This window comes from Serratia sp. CY33525 (assembly GCF_052169115.1).
Taxonomy (GTDB): domain Bacteria; phylum Pseudomonadota; class Gammaproteobacteria; order Enterobacterales; family Enterobacteriaceae; genus Serratia; species Serratia sarumanii.
Window position 1 is genome coordinate 18,183 of the sequence record NZ_JBJNLK010000004.1, and the last position, 21,379, is coordinate 39,561.

Below are 21,379 nucleotides of genomic sequence, written 5' to 3' on the forward strand. Positions count from 1 at the left end.
GTGCATCAATTCTGCGTCGTCGCCAGATACGAAAAGACGCTGAGCAGGTGGATTGGCGCCGCCATGTTGTCGCTGTCGAAGGCCACGGTGAGCGCGTCCTGGCGCTCCACGCCGGGCACCAGGCTGAACAGATCCGCCAATACCGGTTTGGCCGCCATCAGTGTCAGCCGGTAAGGCGGCATGAAGCGGCGCTCCACCGGCAGCTTCCCGCCCTGGCGCACCTGCTGCATTGCCCGTTCGCGGATCTCGGCGCGCGCCCGCTGCGGGCTGAGCGATTCGGCGGCGGTTTGCGAGATCGCACGCTTGACGCAGGCATAGCCGACGTGCGGGTAACGTTCCGCTACCCAGCGTTGCAGCTCGTCGTCGCCGCTCACCAGCCACAGCGGCACGTTCAACTCGGCCGCCGCCGCCGCGTACAGATCGCTTTCGCCCACCGCTTCGCCGTTCAGGCTGACGCGGTAAAAGGCCCGGCCGTTGATGGTATGCGCCAGCACGCCATGCTCGCCGGCGGCGCTGTGGTAGCCGATGAACATCAGGCCGTCGTAACGTTGGTGTTGCAGCCCTTCCACCATCGACAGCCCACGCGGTTTACCCTGCACCAGGCGCGCGCGCCCATCGAGGCGATCGGCGCGCAGATTCTGCATCATGGCGTGGCTGTCGGCCACCGTCACCGCGGTGGCCCCGCCGGCGAAAGCGCCGTCGATGGCCGCGTTGACCTCCTGCTCCATCAGCTCGCGCGCCGCCGCATAGTCGGCATGGGCCGGGTTGCATTGCTCCGGCCGCATTACGCCGGCGATACCTTCGATATCCGCAGAGATAAAGACTTTCACGTCACGCTCCCGTTATTTAATTTTCCGCCAGCCGATCGAGCAGCGGGCCCAGCGCCATGCGATCGTGCCGCTGGAAACCGCTGACGCCCTCGGCGCTCAGCAACGCATCCAACACCGCGTATTCGGTGGCGTCCGCCGCCGCCGCAAACAGCGGCTCCAGCCGTTCGTCCGGCAGCGTCGCCCCCAGCAACCGGGTGGAAAACGCCAGCGCAATATCGCCGGAGCCGTGCCCCCAATGGCTGCCCACTCGCCCCAGGCCCGCGCCCGCTCGGCGGGCGATGCGGTTCAGCTGGCGGCTGTCCAGCGCCCGATCGCAGGCGATGATGATAATGACCGAACCGGCGTCCACCTGCGGCGGCGGATCCGCCAGCAGCCTGCCCAGCGCCTGGCCAACGCGCACGCCGCTCAGCGTCAACGATTCAAGGGTGCCGAAGTTGGCCAGCACCAGCACGCCGAGCGTGGTGCCAAGCCCCGGGCAATAGCGCGAGGCGGTGCCGATGCCACCTTTCAGGCCGAAGCTGCTCATGCCGCGCCCGGCGCCGACGCTGCCGCGCGCAAAGCGGGTGGAATGGTTATCCAGCGCGCTGAAGACGTGCTCCTCGCGCACCGCCATCGCCTGAATATCGTTGAGGTAGCCGTCGTTGCACTCCAGCACCAGCGGGTTGATGGTGGCGCTGCCGCGGCCGATCTGCGGGTAGCGCAGACAGCTGCGCCGCACCATGGCATTGAACAGCGTGCCGACGGCGAAAGTGTTGCTCAGCAGGATCGGCGTTTGCAGCACCCCCAGCTCGTTCAGCTGCACCAGCCCCAGCGGTTTGGCGAAGCCGTTGAGCACCGCGCTGCCGCACGGCAACGGCTGGTTGAACAGATCGCCCGGCGGCACGATGGCGGTAACGCCGGTCTGGCATTCGCCGTCGGCCAAGGTGTGATGCCCGACGCTGACGCCCGGCACGTCGCACAGGGTGTCGGTCGGGCCGGCCGGATAGCGCGCGCCTGGCAGGCGGCGATGGCGCCGCCAATAGCTCAGCAGATTGTCGAGGCTTTGTTGTTCAAACGCCTGGCTGTCCGTCATGGTTCCCTCATCCGCCGTTAGCCCATCAGAAAACCAGAATATCGCGCAATGTAAGCGCCCAGTAAATTGAAAACCGGAGCGGGCAGAAAAAATAGCCTTGCTCCGTCGCCGTTCAGACCAACTCGCCGGCATGTGGGGGACCATTTTGGCGGCCCGCAGGCCTGAGCCTTATTGGGTTTTTAGGGGGCAAAACAGGGTTAACGGCCGGTGCCGCTGGTGATATCCCCCCTTATCCAAAATGGATGACCCGATCTGCCGACGCAATGGTCGTTTCACGGTGGGCAATGATCACCTTAGTGATATTGAATCTCTTGATGGCCTGATTCACCACAGCTTCGCTCTCCTTATCCAGTGCGCTGGTGGCCTCATCCAGGAACAAAATCGCCGGCTTCTTGTAAATCGCCCGGGCAATGAACAGGCGTTGCTTCTGCCCGCCGGACAATCCTTCCCCCAGCTCGCCGATCGGGGTTTCATACCCCATCGGCATACGCATGAGCACGTCGTGCAGATAGCTGGCACGGGCACAGGCTTCCATCCAGGCGTCGTCCACCTCATCCGCGAACCCGCAGATATTTTCCCGGATCGAGCCGGAGAACAGCTTGTCGTCCTGCATCACACAGGCGATCATCTTGTGGTAGTTGTTGATGCCAAGCTGCCGGATATCGACGCCGTTCACCTCAACCCGCCCTGAGTCCGGGGGAAACAACCCGCACAGCACCTTCATCAGCGTGGTCTTGCCGGCGCCCGACGGCCCCACGATGGCCACGCTCTCGCCCGGCGCAACACTGATGTCCAAGGCATCGAAGACCGCCGGTGACTGGCTGTCGTAACGATAGCTCAGGGCATGGGTCGTCAATCCCAAAGGTTGCAGGCCCGCCGCGTAAGGAAGGTCCGGTTTACGGTTTTCTCGTGGGTGCAAGGCGATATCGGCGATGCGCTCGTTATGCAGGCTCATCATGCGCAGCTGCAGCAAAAATTCCGTCAGCGACCCGATGCGGTCGGAAAACTGCCCGCGAAAGGCGCCGAACGCCACGAACATGCCGAGGGTCATCTGGTTATCGATCACCAGGCTGGCTCCCAGCCAAAGAATAACGACCTGATCGCAGGCGGCAATGAAGGTGTTGATCCCGCCAAACAGCATGTCCATGCGGGTGACCCGGATACCGGTATTGATAGTGTCGATTTCAAGGTTGAGCCAATGGGCAATGCGACGTTCCGCCATGCCCTGCATCTTGACGGTGGCGATACCGTACAGCGTCTCCATAAAATACGAGCCGGCGCGGGCCTCCCTGACCAGCGCTTCTTCGGACAGTTGGCGATAATAGCCGTAGGTCAGCAGCCGCATCAGCACGTAGAGCGCGGTGAACGCAATCACCACCCAGGTCAGCCAGCCGCCATACAGCACCATCATCACCAGCACGCCGATCACCATGATGCCGTCCATGATGGCCCCGACAATGCTCGTGGTGAAGGTGCTGCGCAGCGTATCCAGCGAGCCGAAGCGCGATTGAATGTCACCCAGCTTGCGTCGTTCAAAGTAGCCCAGCGGCAGGCGCAACAGGTGGGTAAACAACCCGGATTGCCACTGCACGTTGATGAGCGTCGACATGACCAGCCCGGACCAGGCGCGCACCATGCCGACAGCTGCCCGCAGCAGGATGAACAGCATCAGACCAACGCAGATGAGCGTCAGTAACCCGCGATCCCCGGCGGGAATAGCATGATCCATCACCAGCTGCGTGCCGATGGGCATCACCAGGTTGATGGTTTCGAACACCAGAGACAGGCAAAAGATTTTGCCGAGCGCCCCCTTAAGACCGTGTACGCTGCCAATCAGCGTGCGCAGGTGAATGCGGTGGCGGACGCTGTCGGCGGTGAAGGCGCTGCCGGGCCAGGCCTCAAGCGCCACGCCGGTAAAACTGTGCGAAAGTTCCGTCAGGCTGATGGCCCGGCGCCCGCGCGCCGGATCATGCAGCACCGCGCGGTGCCCCTTGATACTGACCAGCACCACGAAATGGTTGAACTCCCAGTGCAAAATACAGGGGAGTTTCAGCGCGCTGAGCTCGTCAATATCAAGTGATAGAGGGCGAGTGGCCAGGCCCAGCTGTTCGGCTATACCGGTTAACCCGGTCAGCGTGGCGCCGCGGGTCGACAGGCTGAACTGCCGACGCAGCGCGATCAGGTCGACGTTTTTACCATAGTAACCGCAGATCATCGCCAGGCAGGCCAGCCCGCATTCTGACGACTCGGTCTGGTGCACCATAGGAACCCGGTGGCGCAGCCGCAGATCCAGCTGGCTGATCCGCTGTTTGAACGTGGGCTTACTCATTGATCGGCCCCGTCGCGCTGTGTTTCATGTCGTAGAACGGTGACAACATCCACTGATAAATCTGCCTTTTTTCCAAAAACAGGGTGCTTTGCGCTTTCATGCCGTTTTCCAGGCTCAGACGTTTACCGTCATAGGCAATGACCTGTTTTTCCGGAATGACGATCGTCTTGTAGTACGGCACGGCGGCGGTCAGCGCCGCTTTGGGCGCCCCCTGGTAGGTCAGCATTTCCTGCGGTGAGGCCGGGGCTTTGGAGATGACGGATACCGTAGCGGCAAACTGGCCGAATTTCTCCGCCGGAAAGGCGTCATAACGCACATTGACTTTGTCACCGGCGGCGATGTAGGGGATGGCGTCGTTGGGCACCCATAGCACCAGGGCGTAGTGAGCGATATTATGGGGAATCACTTGCAGCAGACTGTCACCGACGTTGACCATCTGGCCAACCGTGACGCTCAGCGAATCGATGCGGCCGTCGGCCAGCGCGCGAACGATGATCGCCCCGCCGGCATCAATGTTGAGCCGCTCCTTCTGCAGCTCGTGGCGCTGCAGCTCCATCTGGTAAATCTGGTTGTCGAAGTTGGCGGCCTGGATATGGATCTGGCTTTCCAGCGCGGTGATCTGCAGCGCATTCTGTTCGTTCTGGCCGGACAGGCCCAGCAGGTTGTTCTGCTGCTGGTAATACAGCGCCACCTGGTTGGTGAGCTGATCCTTAGTGATCAATCCCTTGGTTTGATAGTGCCGGTAATTCTCCATATTTTCCTTCATGATGCGTATCCCTTCCTGGGCGCGTTTGAGGATGTCGGTTGAACGGGTGAACGCGGCGGTATACTGCGCCTTTTGTTTTTCCAGCATGGTAAGCGTGGCCTGCTTGCTGCTTTCCAGCCGGCTGATGATTTGCGCAATGCGCGCCAGCTGGCCGTCGATATCCCGCTGCTGGTTATCGCTGACTACACCGCTGCGGGTGCTTTTGCTGACGTCAATCTGGTAAATGGGCGCGCCGGCGGCGATCACCTGCCCTTCGGTGACGAATTGTTTGACCACCACCCCCTGGACGGCGGAATAGACGTTGGCGGCCCGGGGATAGGTGCTGATTTCGCCGGTCACGTTGACCCGCCGGGTATAGGTGCCGGCGATTGCGAAGGTGAGAAAAGCAATGAGAAAAAACAGGCAGAGCCCTGCCGTGAGCCAAAAGGGAATACCGGGTAGCAGGATGGCCCGACCACGCCATTTCATTTTCTGATTATCGATCGCTTCCTGGCGAAACATGATCAGCGTCCCTTATTGAAAGCTAATATTCAAATTCACAGGCTATTGCATTGGTAATCAAACAAGCGGAACGTCAGTTAATCTGCATTACAAACCATCCCTTTTTATTTGCGCCACGTGGAATAGGCGCCATCAGGGGTATCTATGGTGTGTTGAAACAATGCAATTCCAAAATCAGGATTTTGCATATGTTCCGCAATGCTGGATGGCTCTATCAGACACCCAATATTAAAGGCCTTATAAGCCAACCCCAATAAAACCTCAACAATTAAACCCGGCCCCGTTAAGACCGAGGTAACGCAATAGTTCCTTGTTGTTAACTCGCTCCTCCATGGTAATATCCTGGTCAGATAACACCTTGACCCATCATCAATATAACAGTCAAATATGCAATTGTTTCTTTCTAAAAAGCGGTATCTTTTTTTCATTACTCTAAGAATGATCCTTACCGCCTTGGATTTTTGGTGAGAGGATATGAAGTTATTAAAATAAACACCTTTAAATCTTCTGAGTGATCCTAGCGCCAATAAATTTTTATGAACGTATGTCTCCCCCAATGGCAATATCATATCCAGAGAAAAATCAGTGAGGTCCAGTTCGATAAGCCTTTTTATTTCTTCAAATCCAACAGCATCTAGCCCTAACTCATTTTCATCGCAGCCGATCACGGCTTCAGGCAGCCCCCCTTCTGAATTTATCTTTTTTAAAAAACATACGGTTTTAAACAATAGAAACGAGTCACTCTCGACAATGCCCTCTTTTCTTATATATTCATTTAATTTATGATATATATTGTCAATGTATGGGAGCGTATCAACATCTATATAAGTACCGCCATACTGATAGATAATTAAAAGCCTGACAATGTCACTTGCACTGGCAATGTTATGCCTTAGTATAATCTCATAGTGATAATACCTCATAAAATCATCGAAATCATTGCAAAAAAGCTCCGTTATAGACTTTTTTATAAAACCTCTGTTGCCAAACCATGCGTCTTCAATCGCTTTTGGCGGTCTCTGATAAGGGATTTCATGCTTGGTTAAGAATTCAATAACGAGCTCATCAAAAGAAAAACCTGTCTTTACTTTTGGATATATATATTTGAAGGCTTGATTTTTTATTTTTAATTCAGCCTTAACTTTATTTTTAATTTTTTTGACGCTGACGAAATCGCGTATGGCATTGTTTAGCAAATGGCACAGTGAAGAGTCTTGGTCATACCAAAAGAATATCTGCTTATCTTTGTTTGTTTTTTTCCATATGTCGATATAATGCGTATTTACTTCATTTAAGTCACCAATCCATACAAAATGCAGGATATTTGGAACGGATGACCTTTCTACCTTTGATAAATCAATACCCAATGCCTGATGGCTCATTTAAATCACCACGAAAACTATAGTATGGAAAACTTGAATGATTCAATGCTGGATTATGGCTTAGCTAAAAAAATAGACGATCGCCATCACAATAACACAAATAGAACAGAGCAATAAATCACCGGAAAAATTTTTCAATGAATCCAAATAGTCATTGCTGTTCTTATTTAATTTGTTAATGGCATCGCTTTCGTTATCAGCCTCTACTTCGACATGATGCTTTCTGAAGCCCTTCAGCTTCATATCCTTAATGATTTCGCGTGTAACCACGTCCTTTCTTAGCACTCTTGATTCATCACTCTTTATAAAAACAACATATCTATTCATCATATACCCCATAAAAGCACAGAATTTTACTTCTGTGCTGGGATTGCATCAGTTAATTAGCGTTTGGTTCCGAATTCTCTGGCTTCTCTCGGCCCAGTGCCATTGCCGCCATACCCATTTCTTGCAGAACTGCCATTCCCCCAGAAACCACTGGCGCCGGAACCACTGCCATACGGGCTATTTTTTGACAGGAATGACTGAAGCCCGCGGTCACCGCCGTTATTTCCGCCGCGACTTGAAGAACCGGAACCTCCGTTATCAGACGATCTTTTTCCACTCCCATCTCGATCCTGCCATCCACCCGACACCGCATCAAGTTGGCTGCTTAAAATTTCCTTCATCAATATTCTCCTATGGATTCACTGGGGTTACCCCGTTTAAAACGGGTTGTAGTTGCAAAAGTAAAATACACTAATAACAATCCATAACCACTCTGTATTTCATAAACAAACCAATAAGCAAAGTGTATTTTAAATATCGAAAACAATCATATTAGAATAAAACCCAGAATAATATACCGAACCTGATTACACGTAGATGCTATCGATTCAATTAATTGAACGCCAAATAATCTCAACGCCCAAGATGAATAACCCAATAAAGAAAAGGCGACGAAAAATCAGCGGGCTGCTGTGACGACGCGCGATCCCGCCCAGCCACATGCCGGCCAACGCCGGCAGCAGTGCCAACAGCGAAACACCGAGCAGCGCGCCGGGCAGCGCCTGATGCCAGGCTAATCCGGCGGCCAGCGCCAGCGTCGAGACGGTGAACGACAGCCCCAGCGCCTGCACCAGATCGTCACGCGCCAGGCCCAATGCGTTCAGATAGGGCACCGCCGGTATGACGAACACGCCGGTGGCGCCGGTCAGCACGCCGGTCAACAGGCCGCACAGCGGCCCCAGCCACGGCTCCGCCGCAGCGGAAACGCGCCAGTCGAAACGGGTAAAACCCAACAGCGCATAGCCGGTCAGGCAAATGCCCAGCGCCAGCGGCGCCAGGCGGCCGTCGATGGCGGTGAGCGTGCCGGCGCTCAGCAAGGTGCCCAGCGTGACGCACAGCATCATCGGCCAGAGCCGACGGCACAGCGCCCCCAACCGCGGCCCGCACAGCAGTTGCCACAGGTTGGTGATCAATGAGGGCAACAGCAGCAGCGCGGCGGCCTGCCCCGGCGGCATCATCAGGCTGAGCAGCCCCATCGACACCGTCGGTAATCCCAAACCGATCGCCCCTTTGACCGTGCCGGCCAGCGTAAAAATGCCCGTCAGGGCGACAATTTCGAGTAACGTCAGCGACATGCGTCTATCCTTATGGCGAATCAACGGCCCGATTGTGGCCGGCGCCGCGCCACGGCACAATGCGGCAATGGCAGAGCCTGCCTGCGGCAAAGACAGAGGAAGAACGCATGCATTTTGACTTTATCGATCTGCGGCTGTTGGCGGCGGTGCTCGAGACCGGCAGCATCACCGCCGGCGCCGAGCGCGTCGGGCTGTCGCTGGCCGCCGCCAGCGCACGCATGCGCGGGCTGGAGCAACAGGCCGGCGTGGCGCTGCTGACGCGCAATCCGCGCGGCGTCCAGGCGACGCCCGCCGGTGAACGCCTGTTGCAACACGCGCGCGTGCTGCTGCAGCAGCGCGACCGGCTGCGCGGCGACATGGCCGAGTTCGCACCGGGCCAGCGCAGCCAGCTGCGCATCGTCGCCAATACCGTCGCCGCCGACGCTTTTCTGCCGGAACTGCTGGCGGATTTTCTGGTGCTGCACCCGTACACCGACATCGCGCTGGAGGAGCTGCCCAGCCCGGCCATCGCGCAGGCGATCGCCGAACGGGCGGCGGATATCGGCATCGTGGCGGATCATGCCGATCTGCGCGGGCTGGCAAGCTACCCCTTCCGGCAGGATCGTCTGGTGCTGGCGCTGCCGCCGGGGCATGCGCTCAGCGGCCGCCGCCAGCTCAGCTTTGCGGACGCCCTGCCTTTCGACTTTATCGGCCTGCCGGAACAGAGCGCGCTGCAACAGCATTTGGAGCAGCTGGCGATACGCAGCGGCGGCCCGATGCGGCTGCGGGCGCGCGCCGCCAATTTCGACGCCATCTGCCGCATGGTGCTGCGCGGCGCCGGGCTGGCGGTGGTGCCGGAAGAGAGCGCCCGGCGGCTGCCCGAGATCCTGCGCAACGCCCTGCCGCTGACGGACGACTGGGCGATCCGGCGTCTGTCGATCGTGGTGCGCGAACGGGCGCAGCTGCCATTGCCGGCGCAGCGGCTGGTGGCATTTCTGCGCCAGGAGGAGGACGATATTACAGGTGCTCGTTGAACCAGGCGATCTGACGGCCGATGATGCCGGCGAAATGCGGGCCGGCGTACATGTCGTAGTGCTTCGCATTCTGCTCGACGTGCAACGCCTTTTTCGCGCTGCCTACCGCCTCATACAGCGCGATGCCCTGCTCCGGCGGGTTGACGGTATCGTTGCCCGCCACCACCACCAGCACCGGGCATGTGACGCGCGCCGCATTGTCGCGCGGCTGATAGCGCAGCGTTTCGCGCACGGTCAGGAACGGGATCTTGATGTCCATCGCCGGGTAGCGCGCCTTGTTCTCCTCGAAGAACGCTTTCGACTCGTCGTCGCTCAACACCCGGGTGACGGCGACAAACATCTCTTTGCCGGTGGCCTGTTTCTTCTCCGCCATTTTGTCCAGCGTGGCGATGAACGCCTGTTTTTCGTCGGCGGCCATTTTCCCCGTCACGATGGTTTCCCCGTCGGCGAAGGCCAGCTGGCTAACGATGCACTTGATGGCCGGATCGGCCGCGGCAGCGCCGAACACGTGGCAACCGCCAAACGATGTACCCCACAGGCCGATGCGCTCACTGTCGATCTGCGGCTGCGTTTGCACCCAACGGCTCACCGCCAGAATGTCCTCAATCTGCAGCGCCGGCACCAGCCGCCCGCGTTCACCCTCGCTAGCGCCGAAGCCGCGATAGTCAAACGTCACCGCCGCAAAACCGGCGTTGACGAAGGCCTCGGCAAAGGCCGGCAGCAACAGCTCCTGAATGCCGCAGAAGCCGTGACACAGAATAATCGCCGGAACTTTGGCCTGATTCTCAGGTAAACGAACTGTTACGGCCAGGCCGCTTTCCATTTTATGCGTGGTTAATGCCATGTTAACTTCCTGTTTTTTATAGGTAAGGTAAAAATCAGGCTAACATTAATCACCAAATGAGCGCCGCCAGTCAATAACCCAATGTAACAATTTACAATGTTAATGATTTCCCGGCTCCGCGCGCAGCCGCGCCACCTGCGCCTCCACGTCGCGCCAGGCCGGTTTGTCGCCGGCATAGCGTTGGCGCAGATAATTCACCAGCGCCGTCACCTGCCGATCGGAAAAGCTGTCCTTAAAGCCCGGCATAAAGCCCAATTCGGCGGTAGCCGGTTTGGGGATCCCTTGCAGGATCACCTTGATCAGGTTATCGGGGCGATCGCTGAAGATATTGGTGTTATTGGCCAGATCGGGACTGACGCCGAACAGCTGCGGCCCGCCGGCGGCGGCGCTGTGGCAGGCCTGGCAAGCGCCCTGAAATAACCGCTCGCCGGCCAGTTGCCCCGCCGCCGGCAAGGCGCGGGCCGCCAACTGCGCCTGCGGTTCCACATTCAGCGTCGCCTTGGTGCTCAGCGACATCACATAGTTGGCCATCGCCCGCAGATCGCTCTGCGGCAACGTCGCCAGTTCGCTGACCACCGGCCCCATCGGCCCGGCCGCCACGCCGTGCTCGGCGGAATGCCCGCTGCGGAAGTACTGAAACAGCTGTTCCTCGGTCCAGGGCTTGTCCGCATTGGCCAATTGATTCAGCGCCGGCGCTTCCCACCCGTCCACCATTCCCCCCGCCAGGAAAGCCGCGCCGCCCTTTTCCGCCCCCAGCAGATTGCGCGGCGAATGGCAGGCGGCGCAGTGGCCGAGCCCGTTGACCAGATAGGCGCCGCGGTTCCACTGCGCGCTTTGTTGCGGATCGGGTTGATATTCCCCCTGGCGCAGGAACAGCGCGTTCCAGCCGGCCATCAGCGGCCGCAGGTTAAACGGGAAGCGCATCTGATTGGCCGGATTGCTCTGGCGCACCGCCGGTTGCGACATCAGATAAGCGTACAGCGCCTGCATGTCGCCGTCGGTCATTTTGCTGAAGGCGGTGTAAGGAAATGCCGGATACAGATGGCGGCCGTCGCGGGCGATGCCCTGGCGCATCGCCCGATCGAACGCGGTAAACGACCAGTTGCCGATGCCGGTTGCCACGTCCGGGGTAATGTTGGTGCTGTAGAGCGTGCCGAACGGCGTCGCCATCGCCAGCCCGCCGGCGTTGGTCGCCCCTTCCGACGCGGTATGGCAAACCGCGCAGTCTCCGGCAGCGGCCAACTGGCGGCCGCGCTCCAGCGTGGCCGCCGACCAGGTGCCGGCGCCGGGCGTCGCCACCGGCGCGATCTCCGCCCGCCACGGCAAGGCGCTGCCGGCGATGCCCAGCACCGCGCCGAACAGCCCCGCCGCGCCGCCGAACCACCATTTGCCGCGCTTCTTTTTCTTGGGCGGGGCGGCCTGCCGCTCGGTGTCCGGCCCGTTCAGCGCCTCGCGCAGTTTGTCCGAGGTGATCGGCAGCTCGCGAAAACGAATGCCGGTAGCGTCGAATACCGCGTTGGCGATGGCCGCCGCGCTGGGCACCGACGCCGATTCCCCGGCGCCCAGCGGCGGATCGTAAGGGCGCGGCATCATCACCACGTCCACTTCCGGCACCTCCGGGAAGGTCAGGATCGGGTAAGCTCCCCATTCTTTGGCGGAGACCGTCGATTCCTCAAAGGTCACGCGCTCTTTCAATACCCGGCTGGTCGATTGCAATACGTTGCCGTGAATTTGGTGGCGCACGCCGTCCGGGTTGACCATCATGCCCGCGTCGTGGCCGACCACGATGCGCGTCACCACCACTTCGCCGCTGGCTTTGTCGATCGCCACGTCGGCCACCCAGGCGGCCCAGGCCGCGCCAAAGCCGGGAAACTTGCTGTGGATGTAACGGGCGTAGGCAAAGCCGCGCCCGCGCAGCACGCCGTCTTCCGCCGGGGTCTGCATCGGTTCGGTATGCGGCGTCCAGCCGGCGCGTTCTGCGGTGCTGCGCATCAGCTCACTGGCGCGTTCGTCATCGATATAGCGCAGCCGATATTCCAGCGGATCGACGCCGGCGGCGTGGGCCAGCTCATCGATATAAGATTCGTGGGCGAAGGTGTTCGGCAAGGCGGAAACGCCGCGCATCCAGGAGGCGCGCACGATCGGCGCCATGTCCTCGATGCTGACGCGCAGCGCCGGATATTCATAAGGCGGCACCGAGGTGCGGTCGCCCATTTCATAGGCCACCGGCAGCGGCTCGACCCGGCCGGTCAGCAGCAGCGCCAGCGTCGGCGCGCCGTTGGAAGGATAATAGGTGCGAAAATCGTAGGCGACCGGATGCCCGGCGGCGTCCAGCCCGCCGTCCACCTCCATCAGCTGCGCGGTACCCTTTGGTTCCCACACATGCTCTTGCTCGCGGGTCAGCTGCACCCGCACCGGCCTGCCCACCGCACGCGACAGCAGCGCCGCGTCGGCGCAGACGTCATCGGCGCAATTGCGGCCATAGCAACCGGCCGCCTCCATGCGAACGATCTCGATCTGCGCTTCCGGGTATTCCAGCAGCCAGGCCAGATCGGCGCGCAGCAGGTGCGGGTTCTGGCTGCCCGACCAGACCTGCAGGCGCTCCGGCCGGTAGTCCGCCAGCGCGCAGGAAGGGCCAATCGAGGCATGCAGCTGATACGGCCACAGGTAGCTGCGGGTGAAACGCCTGTCGGCCGCCGCCAGCGCCGCGTCCACATCGCCGGTATCGTGCACCACCCGGGTCGAGTGCGGGTTGTCGCGCAGCGCCTGCGCCACGTCGGCCATCTGCGGCAAATTGCGCCGCCAGTCTTTCCAACTGACCTGCAGCGCCTGCGCCGCCTTGATCGCCTGCTCTTCGCGCTCGGCGACAATGCCGATGAAATCGCCGATCACCACCAGTTTGACGATGCCGGGAATATGCGCGATCGAGGTTTCATCCACCGCCAGCAGGCTGGTGCCGACAAATTCGCCGCTGTCGTACCCGGAATAGGGCGGCCGCACCACCCGGCCGTGCAGCATATTCGGCAGGCGCATATCGTGTACGTAGGTGGTTTCGCCGGTCGCCTTGGCCGGAATATCGACGCGCGCGGCGCTGGTGCCCACCAGGCGATATTCCGCCTGCGGTTTCAGCGGCGCGTCGCCGGAAATCGACAGCTCGACATGACCGCCGTCCACCAGCTCGGCGTAGCTCAGCGCCTGCCCCTGCGGGCTGCGGATCACGCCCTCCTCCAGCGTCAGCTGTTCCACCGGCGCATCGAAGCGCTGCGCCGCCTGGCGCAACAGCCAACGGCGCGCTTCGGCGGCGGCGTTGCGCAGCGGCACGGCGGAGATCTGCAGCGTGGCGCTGGCGATGGTGGCGCCCTGATTCGGCGCGCGCTCGGTATCGCCCAACACCATGCGCACCTGATCCATGCGCAGATACAGCTCTTCGGCGACGATCTGGCCGAGCGCGGTGCGCACGCCGGTGCCGAGATCGACATGGCCGTTAAAGGCATAGATTTCGCCGCTGTCGCACAGGGCGATAAACAGCCCTTGCTCCCTCGGCTTCAGCACCGGCGCTTGCCCTTTGGGCACCGGCCCCGAAGGCGGTTGCACGCTGCCGACGATCAGCAGCACGCCGTCGCGCTGCAGCAATTCGGCCTGGCTCGGCGATGAGGGACGGGAATCAGTCATAAGCGTGGGCGCCCTCATCGCGGCAGAGAATGATGGCGCGCTGAACCGCACGCAGGATTTCGAGATGGGTGCCGCAGCGGCACAGGTTGCCGGACAGCGCCTGACGGATCTCCGCCTCGCTCGGAGCGGGATTGCGATCCAACAGGGCTTTGGTGGTCATGATCATGCCGTTGAGGCAGTAGCCGCATTGCGCCGCCTGCTCTTCGATAAAGGCGCGCTGCACCGGATGCAGGCGCTGGCGATCGCCAAGGCCTTCCAGGGTCACGATCGCCCGGCCGGACACGCCGAGCGCCGGGATCACGCAGGAGCGCGCCGCCACGCCGTCGATCAACACGGTACAGGCGCCGCATTCGCCCAGGCCGCAGCCGTATTTCGGGCCGTTGAGCGCCAGATCGTTGCGCAGTACCAGCAAGAGCGGCGTATCCGCCATCACCTGCGCATGAAGCTGTTCGCCGTTCACCGACAGCATCATCGGATGCTCCGTCAGCGTGGTTTTCGCGCCTTCCCTGGGCGATTGCACTTCAGATATCGCCATTGTTCGCGTCTCCGCCTGCACTTGATGGTCTTATGGGCTGGCCTCTCGCCACCGACCACCAGGCAACCGACGTTGCGCGGGCGAATCAGCCGGTGGGCGGATCTTCCAGCATTTTATTCAGCAGGAATATCAGCGCTATCCGTTCGGCCGGGTTGAGCGTGCCGAACGTCAGCTCTGTGATTTTCGCCGCCTGCGGCACCGTTTCCGTCAGCAGCACGGCGCCGGCGTCGGTCAGGCCGACCACCACCTTGCGCCGATCCACCGGATCCGGCGTCACCGTGATCAGATCGCGCGCCTTTAGCCGCTCGACGATACCGCGTATGGTGGCCTGATCCACCGCCGTCACCTGCACCAGCTCGGTCAGCGAGCTCGGCCCCATATCGCGCACCGCGCACAGGGTGATGAACTGCACCGCCGTCAGCTGCGAATCGCCGACGTTTTGCTGAAAAATCGCCAGGTGGCGCTGATAAACCTTGCGCAGCAGGTGCCCGACTTGCTCGGTAAAATGATAATTTTCGGGTTGGCCGCTCACGGCTGACGGGTATTCGGGGGGCGTCATTGCGTTACTCTCACCATCTATGGAATTCACGAGAATAGTACAAACCCCCGCCGTTGGCAGCAACGATTAAGCCCGACGCACGCGCGAGGCCTCCGGCGCCACCACTTCCCCGTCCGCCACCACCGTTTGCCCGTCGAGGCGGATGTCGCAGCGGCGCAGCGCGATGTCCATATGGCAAGGCGTTTTGCGCGTGCCGCCCACTTCGGTATTCGGCCCGGTGGAGAACAGGAAGTTGCCGTAGAAAGCGCGCGCGTCCATGCACATGCCGTCGTTCTTGTCGTGCAGGCCCATCGCCGTCCACTGGGCGCGCGGCTGCAGGCCCCAGCCGATATGCGAGATGCCGTACACCTCCGGATCGTCGAAGTATTTCATGTATTCGCGCAGGTATTCCGCCTCGAAGCCGCCGTGAATGCGGGTGACGAAGCCTTGTTCGATCTCCAGCGTGATGCGTTCGCGCGCGTAGCTTTTAAACGGCAGCAAGATATCGCCGACCTCCAGCACCAGCACCCCTTCCGCCTGCTCCTCATTCGGCCAGGTGAACAGGAAACCGCTCGGCCAGTGATCCCAGCGCCCCGGTTCATCGGCATAGCCGTACTCGGTCACCGTCGGGTATTGCCCGAGCGGCGCGCGGAAATCGCTGCCGGCGGCGGACGTCACCTGCATCAGCTTCGCCTGCTCCAGCACGGCGGCGGCGGCCAGCACCCGCGCCTTGTCTTCCGCGTTAGGCAACATGCGCGCCAGCACCTCCGGCGGCTCCACCGCCAGCAGGATGCGGGTGCCGGTTTTCAGGATCTGCTCCTGCTCCGGCGAATGCAGCAGCATCATGGTATCGACGATCAGGTCGGCGGCTTCCAGCGCACGCTGCGCCGCCAGGTTGCCGGTCAGCGCGGTATCGCCGCAATAGGCGGTCATGTCGTTGCCCATCGCCCGCGGATGGTTGAACGCCGGCAGCTCGACGGCATACACCCTGGCGCCCAGCCGCAGCGCCGCGTCGGTCGCGGCGCGCACCGTGCGCGCATCGGAATAATGGCTTTTCAAAATCGCCACGCTCTGCGAAGCATCGACCTTCGACAGCGTAAGCACCTGCTCGAACAGCTGTACCAACTGGGTTTCATTGACCGCCATGGCCTGTCTCCTGTCTCGTCAAGGGTGTCCGACGCCCGCAAGGCGGCGGTGATTTTTCAAACAATTTAAAGCGAACACACTCATTTTTATCTAAGTCAAAAAATCAAAGGAAAGCAAGCTGCGAATATCCACCATAAGAAAGTCCTATTTCATCCCTTGTCAATCCTGTGATTAACATGAGTTTAACAGTAAAGCGCTGTCAATTAGCGTGAGCGAGATCTGATTTAACACTTTTGCAACTTTGCGTTATCTAGCGCATACACTATAAATCGATCGTCCAGCCATGCGTTGGACCTACGCTGAAAAAGCCAACAGACAGGGGAAACATGATGAGCAAACAACCACGCATCGCCGTCGTCGGCGCCGGGCTGGGGGGCGCCGCCGCCGCCGGGCTGCTGCAAAAAGCCGGCTTTACCGTCGATCTGTATGAACAGAGCCCGGCGTTCTCGCGCCTCGGCGCCGGCATTCACATGGGGCCGAACGTACTGAAGATTTTCCGCCGGCTCGGTATTGAGCAGCGGCTGGAGCAGATGGCGTCTCATCCCGATTTTTGGTTCAGCCGCGACGCCGAAAGCGGCGACTACCTGTCGCGCATCGAACTGGGCGGCTTTGCCCGCCGGGAGTACGGCGCCGCCTATGTGACGGTGCACCGCGGCGATTTGCAGGCGTTGCAGCTCTCCGCGCTGCAGCCCGGCACCCTGCACTTCGGCAAATGCCTGAGCAAGATTGAAGATCGCGGTGACGAGGTGGTGCTGAACTTCATCGACGGCACCTCGGCCCATGCCGACATCGTGATCGGCGCCGACGGCATCAATTCGCGCATCCGCGAACATCTGCTGGGCGCCGAAGCACCGACCTACAGCGGCTGGGTGGCCCACCGCGCGCTGATCCGCGGCGAGAAGCTGGCGAAATACAACCTGACGTTCGAAGACTGCGTGAAGTGGTGGTCGGCGGACCGCCATCTGATGGTCTACTACACCACCCAACGGCGCGACGAGTATTACTACGTCAGCGGCGTGCCGCACCCGGCCTGGGATTTCCAGGGCAGCTTCATCGACAGCAGCCGCGAAGAGATGTTCGAGACCTTCGCCGGCTACCACCCGATCGTGCAGGCGCTGATCGAATCCAGCGAGCAGGTCACCAAATGGCCATTGCTGAACCGCAAACCGCTGCCGCTGTGGAGCGAAGGCCGCCTGGTGCTGCTCGGCGACGCCTGCCACCCGATGAAGCCGCACATGGCGCAGGGCGCGGCGATGGCGATCGAAGACGCCGCCATGCTGACCCGCTGCCTGCAGGAAACCGGCCTCGGCGACTACCGCACCGCCTTCCAGCTGTATGAAGCCAACCGCAAGGAGCGCGCTTCACGGGTGCAGGCGGTGTCCAACGCCAACACCTTCCTGCGCACCCAGGAAGATCCGGCCTGGGTCTACGGCTATGACCTGTACGCGCAAGCGCTGAAATCGGAGAACGCCGCATGAGCACCTTCCTCTACGGCGCCCACGTTCACGCCAACGGCATTCGCCAACACTACCTGCGCTATGGCGGCCACGGCCCGGCGCTGATCCTGATCCCCGGCATCACCAGCCCGGCGATCACCTGGGGTTTCGTCGCCGAGCGGCTGGGGGAAAAATACGACGTCTACGTGCTCGACGTGCGCGGCCGCGGTCTGTCGTCCAGCGGCCCGGAACTGGCTTATGACGCGGAGACCTGCGCGCAGGACGTCAACGCCTTCGCCGTCGCGCTGAGCCTGGACAGTTACGCCCTGCTCGGCCATTCGATGGGCGCCCGCTTCGCCCTGCGCGCCGCCGTTTTGCAGCCCGCCGGCGTGCGGCGGCTGGTGCTGGTCGATCCGCCGGTTTCCGGCCCCGGCCGCCGCGCCTATCCCGGCCAATGGCCGTGGTACGCCGACTCGATCCGGCAGTCGCTGCCGGGCATGAGCGCCGAGCAGATGCGCGCCTTCTGCCCGACCTGGAGCGAAGAGCAGCGCCGGCTGCGCGCCGAGTGGCTGCACACCTGTTACGAGCCGGCGATCCAACGCGCCTACGACGATTTTCATCAGGTGGACAGCCACCGCGACTACCCGCTGCTGACCATGCCGACGCTGCTGATGGCCGCAGGCAAAGGCGGCGTCATTCAGCCCGAAGACCGGGCGGAGATCCGCGCGCTGCAGCCGGAGATCGCCATCGTCGAGGTCGAGAACGCCGGGCACATGATCCCGTGGGACGACTTCGACGGCTTCTTCCGCGCCCTGGGCGATTTTCTGGATTAACTGAGGAACACCGACATGAGCAACCACTACCGCATCGGCCAGATCGTGCCCAGCTCCAACACCACGATGGAAACCGAGATCCCGGCGATGCTGGGCGCGCGCCAGCTGATACGCCCGGAGCGCTTCACCTTTCATTCCAGCCGCATGCGCATGAAGCACGTCAATAAAGAAGAGCTGGCGGCGATGGACGCCGAGTCCGATCGCTGCGCGCTGGAGCTGTCCGACGCGCGGGTCGACGTGCTCGGCTACGCCTGCCTGGTGGCCATCATGGCGATGGGGCTGGGCTACCACCGCGAATCGCAGGCTCGGCTGGCGCAGGTGACGAAAGACAATCAGGCCGCCGCGCCGGTTATCAGCAGCGCCGGCGCGCTGGTCAACGGCCTGAAGGTGATCGGCGCCAAACGCATCGCGCTGGTGGCGCCCTATATGAAACCGCTGACCCAGCTGGTGGTGGACTACATCCAGCACGAAGGCATTGAGGTCAAGGTATGGCGCGCGCTGGAGATCCCGGACAACCTCGAAGTCGGCCGGCACGATCCGGCCAGGCTGCCGGGGATCGTCGCCGAGATGGATTTACGCGAGGTCGATGCTATCGTGCTGTCCGCCTGCGTGCAGATGCCTTCGCTGCCGGCGGTTCCGACGGTGGAGGCTCAAACCGGCAAGCCGGTGATCACCGCCGCCATCGCCACCACTTACGCGATGCTGACCGCGCTGGAGCTGGAACCGATCGTTCCCGGCGCCGGCGCCCTGCTGTCCGGCGCCTATTGAGGAGGCAGAATGAACGACACCCTCAGCGACAACTACCGCGGCGTCTGGGGCCAGCGCATCGGCTTCGGCCGGCGCCCGGCGCTGCTGGCGATCGACTTTATGCAGGCCTACACCACCGAAGGCGCGCCGCTGTTCGCGCCGGGCGTGGTGAGCGCGGTCGAGGAGAGCCGCGAGCTGCTGGCCTGCGCGCGCCGCACGGGAATTCCTGTCATCCACACCCATATCCGTTATCATGCAGGCCATTTTGCCGATGGCGGTTTGTGGGTCAAAAAAGCGCCGGTGATGAAGGACATGGTGGCGGGCAACCCGCTGGCGGCGTTCTGCCCGGCGGTAGCGCCGCTGGCCGATGAGGTGGTGCTGAGCAAGCAATACGCCAGCGCCTTCTTCGGCACCGCGCTGGCGCCGCTGCTGGTGGCGCAAGGGATCGACACGCTGCTGATGATCGGCTGCTCCACCAGCGGCTGCATCCGCGCCAGCGCGGTGGACGCGGTGCAGCACGGCTTTCGCGCCATGGTGGTGCGCGAGTGCGTCGGCGATCGTCACCCCGGCCCGCACGAAGCCAACCTGTTCGATATCGACAGCAAATACGGCGACGTGGTGCACAAACGGGAGGCGCTCGACTACCTGAACCGGTTATGAGTCAAGGATTCACCTGCAACGACAATAACGAAGGCGCAAACAGCGCCTCACGCGACCGCCCGAAACAGGGCGGCGCCCATGCAACGCAAACACAACAGGCGCCTCCTGCGGAGGCCAATACGCACCACCTGGAGACAACATCATGGCCATTGTCGACACCCCGCTGGCGGGGAAAGCGGACGCAGAATCGCTGCTGCTGTACCGCAAAATCACCTGGAAACTGATCCCGTTTCTTTGCCTGTGTTACCTGGCGGCCTACCTCGATCGCATCAACGTCGGGCTGGCCAAGCTGCAGATGGCCGACGCGCTGCAGCTGAGCGAAGCGGCCTTCGGCCTCGGCGCCGGGCTGTTCTTCGTCGGCTATATTCTGTTCGAAGTGCCGAGCAACCTGATCCTGCAGCGCGTCGGCGCCAAGATGTGGATCGCCCGCATCATGATCACCTGGGGGCTGTTGTCTACCGCCACCATGTTCGTCACCACGCCGACCCAGTTCTACGTCATTCGTTTCCTGCTCGGCGTGGCGGAGGCCGGTTTCCTGCCCGGCGTGCTCTTTTACCTGACGCTGTGGTTCCCGACCTATCGCCGCGGCCGCATCATCGCGCTGTTCATGATCGGCCTGCCGCTGTCCAGCGTGATCGGCGGGCCGCTGTCCGGCTGGATCATGGGCCATTTCGACATGCTTCACGGGCTGCACGGCTGGCAATGGCTGTTTTTGCTGGAGGGCATTCCCAGCGTGCTGTTGGGCGTGCTGACCTTTTGGCTGTTGCCTAACACCTACCAGCAGGCCAAGTGGCTGACGCCCGAGGAGAAACAGCGCATCGCCGACGATCTGGCGCGCGACGACGCCGAGGCCGATCACGGCAAGCACAGCTTCCGCGACGGCTTCTTCAACCTGAAAGTCTGGATGCTCGGCGGCATCGACTTCGCCATTCTGCTCAGCGCCTACGCCATGGGCTTTTGGATGCCGACCTTCATCAAAACCGCCGGCGTCACCGACATCACCACCATCGGTTACCTGACGGCGATCCCCAGCGTCGCCGCCCTGCTCGGCATGCTGCTGATCGGCAGCAGTTCCGACCGGCTGCGCGAACGGCGCTGGCATATCATCGTGCCGTTTATCGTCGGCGCGCTGGCGATGGCCGGCAGCACCTTCTTTACCCACAACGCGCTGGCCACGGTGCTGCTATTCTCCATCGCCCAGGCGGCGATCATCGGCGCGGTGCCGGTGTTCTTCAGCCTGCCGGCCACCTTCCTGCGCGGCACGGCGGCGGCGACCGGCTTCGCGCTGGCCTGTTCGCTGGCCAACATCGCCGGGCTGGTGAGTAATTCGCTGATGGGGCTGGCGCTGGATCTGACCGGCAAGAGCGGCGGCGCGCTCTGGGCCTTCGCCGGCTGCCTGCTGCTCAGCTCGCTGCTGGTGGTGGCCCTGCCGGCCAAGGTGGTGAACCGCTGA

General features: G+C 61.3%; 19 protein-coding genes. 6 read left to right on the forward strand and 13 right to left on the reverse strand.

The genetic code is table 11. The features are described from left to right. Positions 1 to 5 precede the first annotated feature (5 nt). From ACJ8IM_RS11445 to ACJ8IM_RS11480, 8 genes are all read right to left on the reverse strand, one after another. Complete coding sequence (locus tag ACJ8IM_RS11445; RefSeq protein ID WP_033655274.1) at positions 6 to 830, reverse strand: M55 family metallopeptidase; 825 nt, start codon at positions 828 to 830, stop codon at positions 6 to 8. Positions 831 to 846: 16 nt separating this feature from the next. After that, positions 847 to 1,902, reverse strand: a complete 1,056-nt coding sequence (locus ACJ8IM_RS11450) for a P1 family peptidase (protein WP_033655275.1) — start codon at positions 1,900 to 1,902, stop codon at positions 847 to 849. Between the two features lie 229 nt (positions 1,903 to 2,131). Beyond that, positions 2,132 to 4,231 carry a peptidase domain-containing ABC transporter gene (locus ACJ8IM_RS11455; protein ID WP_033655276.1) on the reverse strand — a complete coding sequence of 700 codons (2,100 nt, stop codon included), beginning with the start codon at positions 4,229 to 4,231 and terminating at the stop codon, positions 2,132 to 2,134. After that, a complete protein-coding gene (locus ACJ8IM_RS11460; protein ID WP_033655277.1) occupies positions 4,224 to 5,498 on the reverse strand; it encodes an HlyD family secretion protein in 1,275 nt (424 codons plus the stop codon). The genes ACJ8IM_RS11455 and ACJ8IM_RS11460 overlap by 8 nt, the downstream gene beginning before the upstream one ends. Before the next feature lie 104 nt (positions 5,499 to 5,602). After that, entirely contained in the window at positions 5,603 to 6,880 is a 1,278-nt protein-coding gene (locus ACJ8IM_RS11465; protein ID WP_033655279.1) for a TcdA/TcdB catalytic glycosyltransferase domain-containing protein, read from the reverse strand. 60 nt (positions 6,881 to 6,940) lie between these two features. Beyond that, positions 6,941 to 7,207: a hypothetical protein gene (locus tag ACJ8IM_RS11470; protein ID WP_033655287.1), complete on the reverse strand. Its 267-nt coding sequence runs from the start codon at positions 7,205 to 7,207 to the stop codon at positions 6,941 to 6,943. Between the two features lie 56 nt (positions 7,208 to 7,263). Beyond that, positions 7,264 to 7,548 (reverse strand): hypothetical protein, encoded by a 285-nt coding sequence (locus ACJ8IM_RS11475; protein WP_154231898.1) that lies wholly within the window; start codon positions 7,546 to 7,548, stop codon positions 7,264 to 7,266. Positions 7,549 to 7,755: 207 nt separating this feature from the next. Further along, complete coding sequence (locus ACJ8IM_RS11480; RefSeq protein ID WP_033655282.1) at positions 7,756 to 8,502, reverse strand: sulfite exporter TauE/SafE family protein; 747 nt, start codon at positions 8,500 to 8,502, stop codon at positions 7,756 to 7,758. Positions 8,503 to 8,609: 107 nt separating this feature from the next. On the opposite strand from ACJ8IM_RS11480, the gene ACJ8IM_RS11485 reads away from it, so the two are divergent. Further along, a complete protein-coding gene (locus ACJ8IM_RS11485; RefSeq protein ID WP_033655283.1) occupies positions 8,610 to 9,515 on the forward strand; it encodes a LysR family transcriptional regulator in 906 nt (301 codons plus the stop codon). Here ACJ8IM_RS11485 and uilS read toward each other — a convergent pair. The 5 genes from uilS to ACJ8IM_RS11510 form a co-directional block, all read right to left on the reverse strand. Then, positions 9,499 to 10,359 carry a UilS family quorum-quenching N-acyl-homoserine lactonase gene (gene uilS, locus ACJ8IM_RS11490; RefSeq protein WP_033655284.1) on the reverse strand — a complete coding sequence of 287 codons (861 nt, stop codon included), beginning with the start codon at positions 10,357 to 10,359 and terminating at the stop codon, positions 9,499 to 9,501. The genes ACJ8IM_RS11485 and uilS overlap by 17 nt on opposite strands. A 99-nt stretch (positions 10,360 to 10,458) precedes the next feature. Then, entirely contained in the window at positions 10,459 to 14,031 is a 3,573-nt protein-coding gene (locus ACJ8IM_RS11495; RefSeq protein ID WP_101455845.1) for a molybdopterin cofactor-binding domain-containing protein, read from the reverse strand. Continuing rightward, positions 14,024 to 14,566 (reverse strand): (2Fe-2S)-binding protein, encoded by a 543-nt coding sequence (locus ACJ8IM_RS11500; protein ID WP_033655193.1) that lies wholly within the window; start codon positions 14,564 to 14,566, stop codon positions 14,024 to 14,026. Before ACJ8IM_RS11500 ends, ACJ8IM_RS11495 begins: the two co-directional genes overlap by 8 nt. An 85-nt stretch (positions 14,567 to 14,651) precedes the next feature. Continuing rightward, positions 14,652 to 15,125: a MarR family winged helix-turn-helix transcriptional regulator gene (locus ACJ8IM_RS11505; protein WP_033634451.1), complete on the reverse strand. Its 474-nt coding sequence runs from the start codon at positions 15,123 to 15,125 to the stop codon at positions 14,652 to 14,654. A gap of 66 nt (positions 15,126 to 15,191) precedes the next feature. Further along, a complete protein-coding gene (locus ACJ8IM_RS11510; RefSeq protein ID WP_015377796.1) occupies positions 15,192 to 16,250 on the reverse strand; it encodes a 2,5-dihydroxypyridine 5,6-dioxygenase in 1,059 nt (352 codons plus the stop codon). A 326-nt stretch (positions 16,251 to 16,576) separates the two neighbouring features. Here ACJ8IM_RS11510 and ACJ8IM_RS11515 point away from each other — a divergent pair, with 326 nt between their 5' ends. From ACJ8IM_RS11515 to ACJ8IM_RS11535, 5 genes are all read left to right on the forward strand, one after another. Then, complete coding sequence (locus ACJ8IM_RS11515) at positions 16,577 to 17,728, forward strand: FAD-dependent monooxygenase (protein WP_033655192.1); 1,152 nt, start codon at positions 16,577 to 16,579, stop codon at positions 17,726 to 17,728. Next, positions 17,725 to 18,519, forward strand: a complete 795-nt coding sequence (locus ACJ8IM_RS11520; RefSeq protein WP_033655191.1) for an alpha/beta hydrolase — start codon at positions 17,725 to 17,727, stop codon at positions 18,517 to 18,519. The genes ACJ8IM_RS11515 and ACJ8IM_RS11520 overlap by 4 nt, the downstream gene beginning before the upstream one ends. Positions 18,520 to 18,534: 15 nt before the next feature. Beyond that, positions 18,535 to 19,287, forward strand: coding sequence for a maleate cis-trans isomerase family protein (locus ACJ8IM_RS11525; RefSeq protein ID WP_015377793.1), 753 nt, complete (start codon positions 18,535 to 18,537; stop codon positions 19,285 to 19,287). Positions 19,288 to 19,296: 9 nt separating this feature from the next. Beyond that, positions 19,297 to 19,926 (forward strand): N-carbamoylsarcosine amidohydrolase, encoded by a 630-nt coding sequence (locus ACJ8IM_RS11530; RefSeq protein WP_033655190.1) that lies wholly within the window; start codon positions 19,297 to 19,299, stop codon positions 19,924 to 19,926. Between the two features lie 142 nt (positions 19,927 to 20,068). Beyond that, positions 20,069 to 21,379 (forward strand): MFS transporter, encoded by a 1,311-nt coding sequence (locus ACJ8IM_RS11535; protein WP_033655189.1) that lies wholly within the window; start codon positions 20,069 to 20,071, stop codon positions 21,377 to 21,379.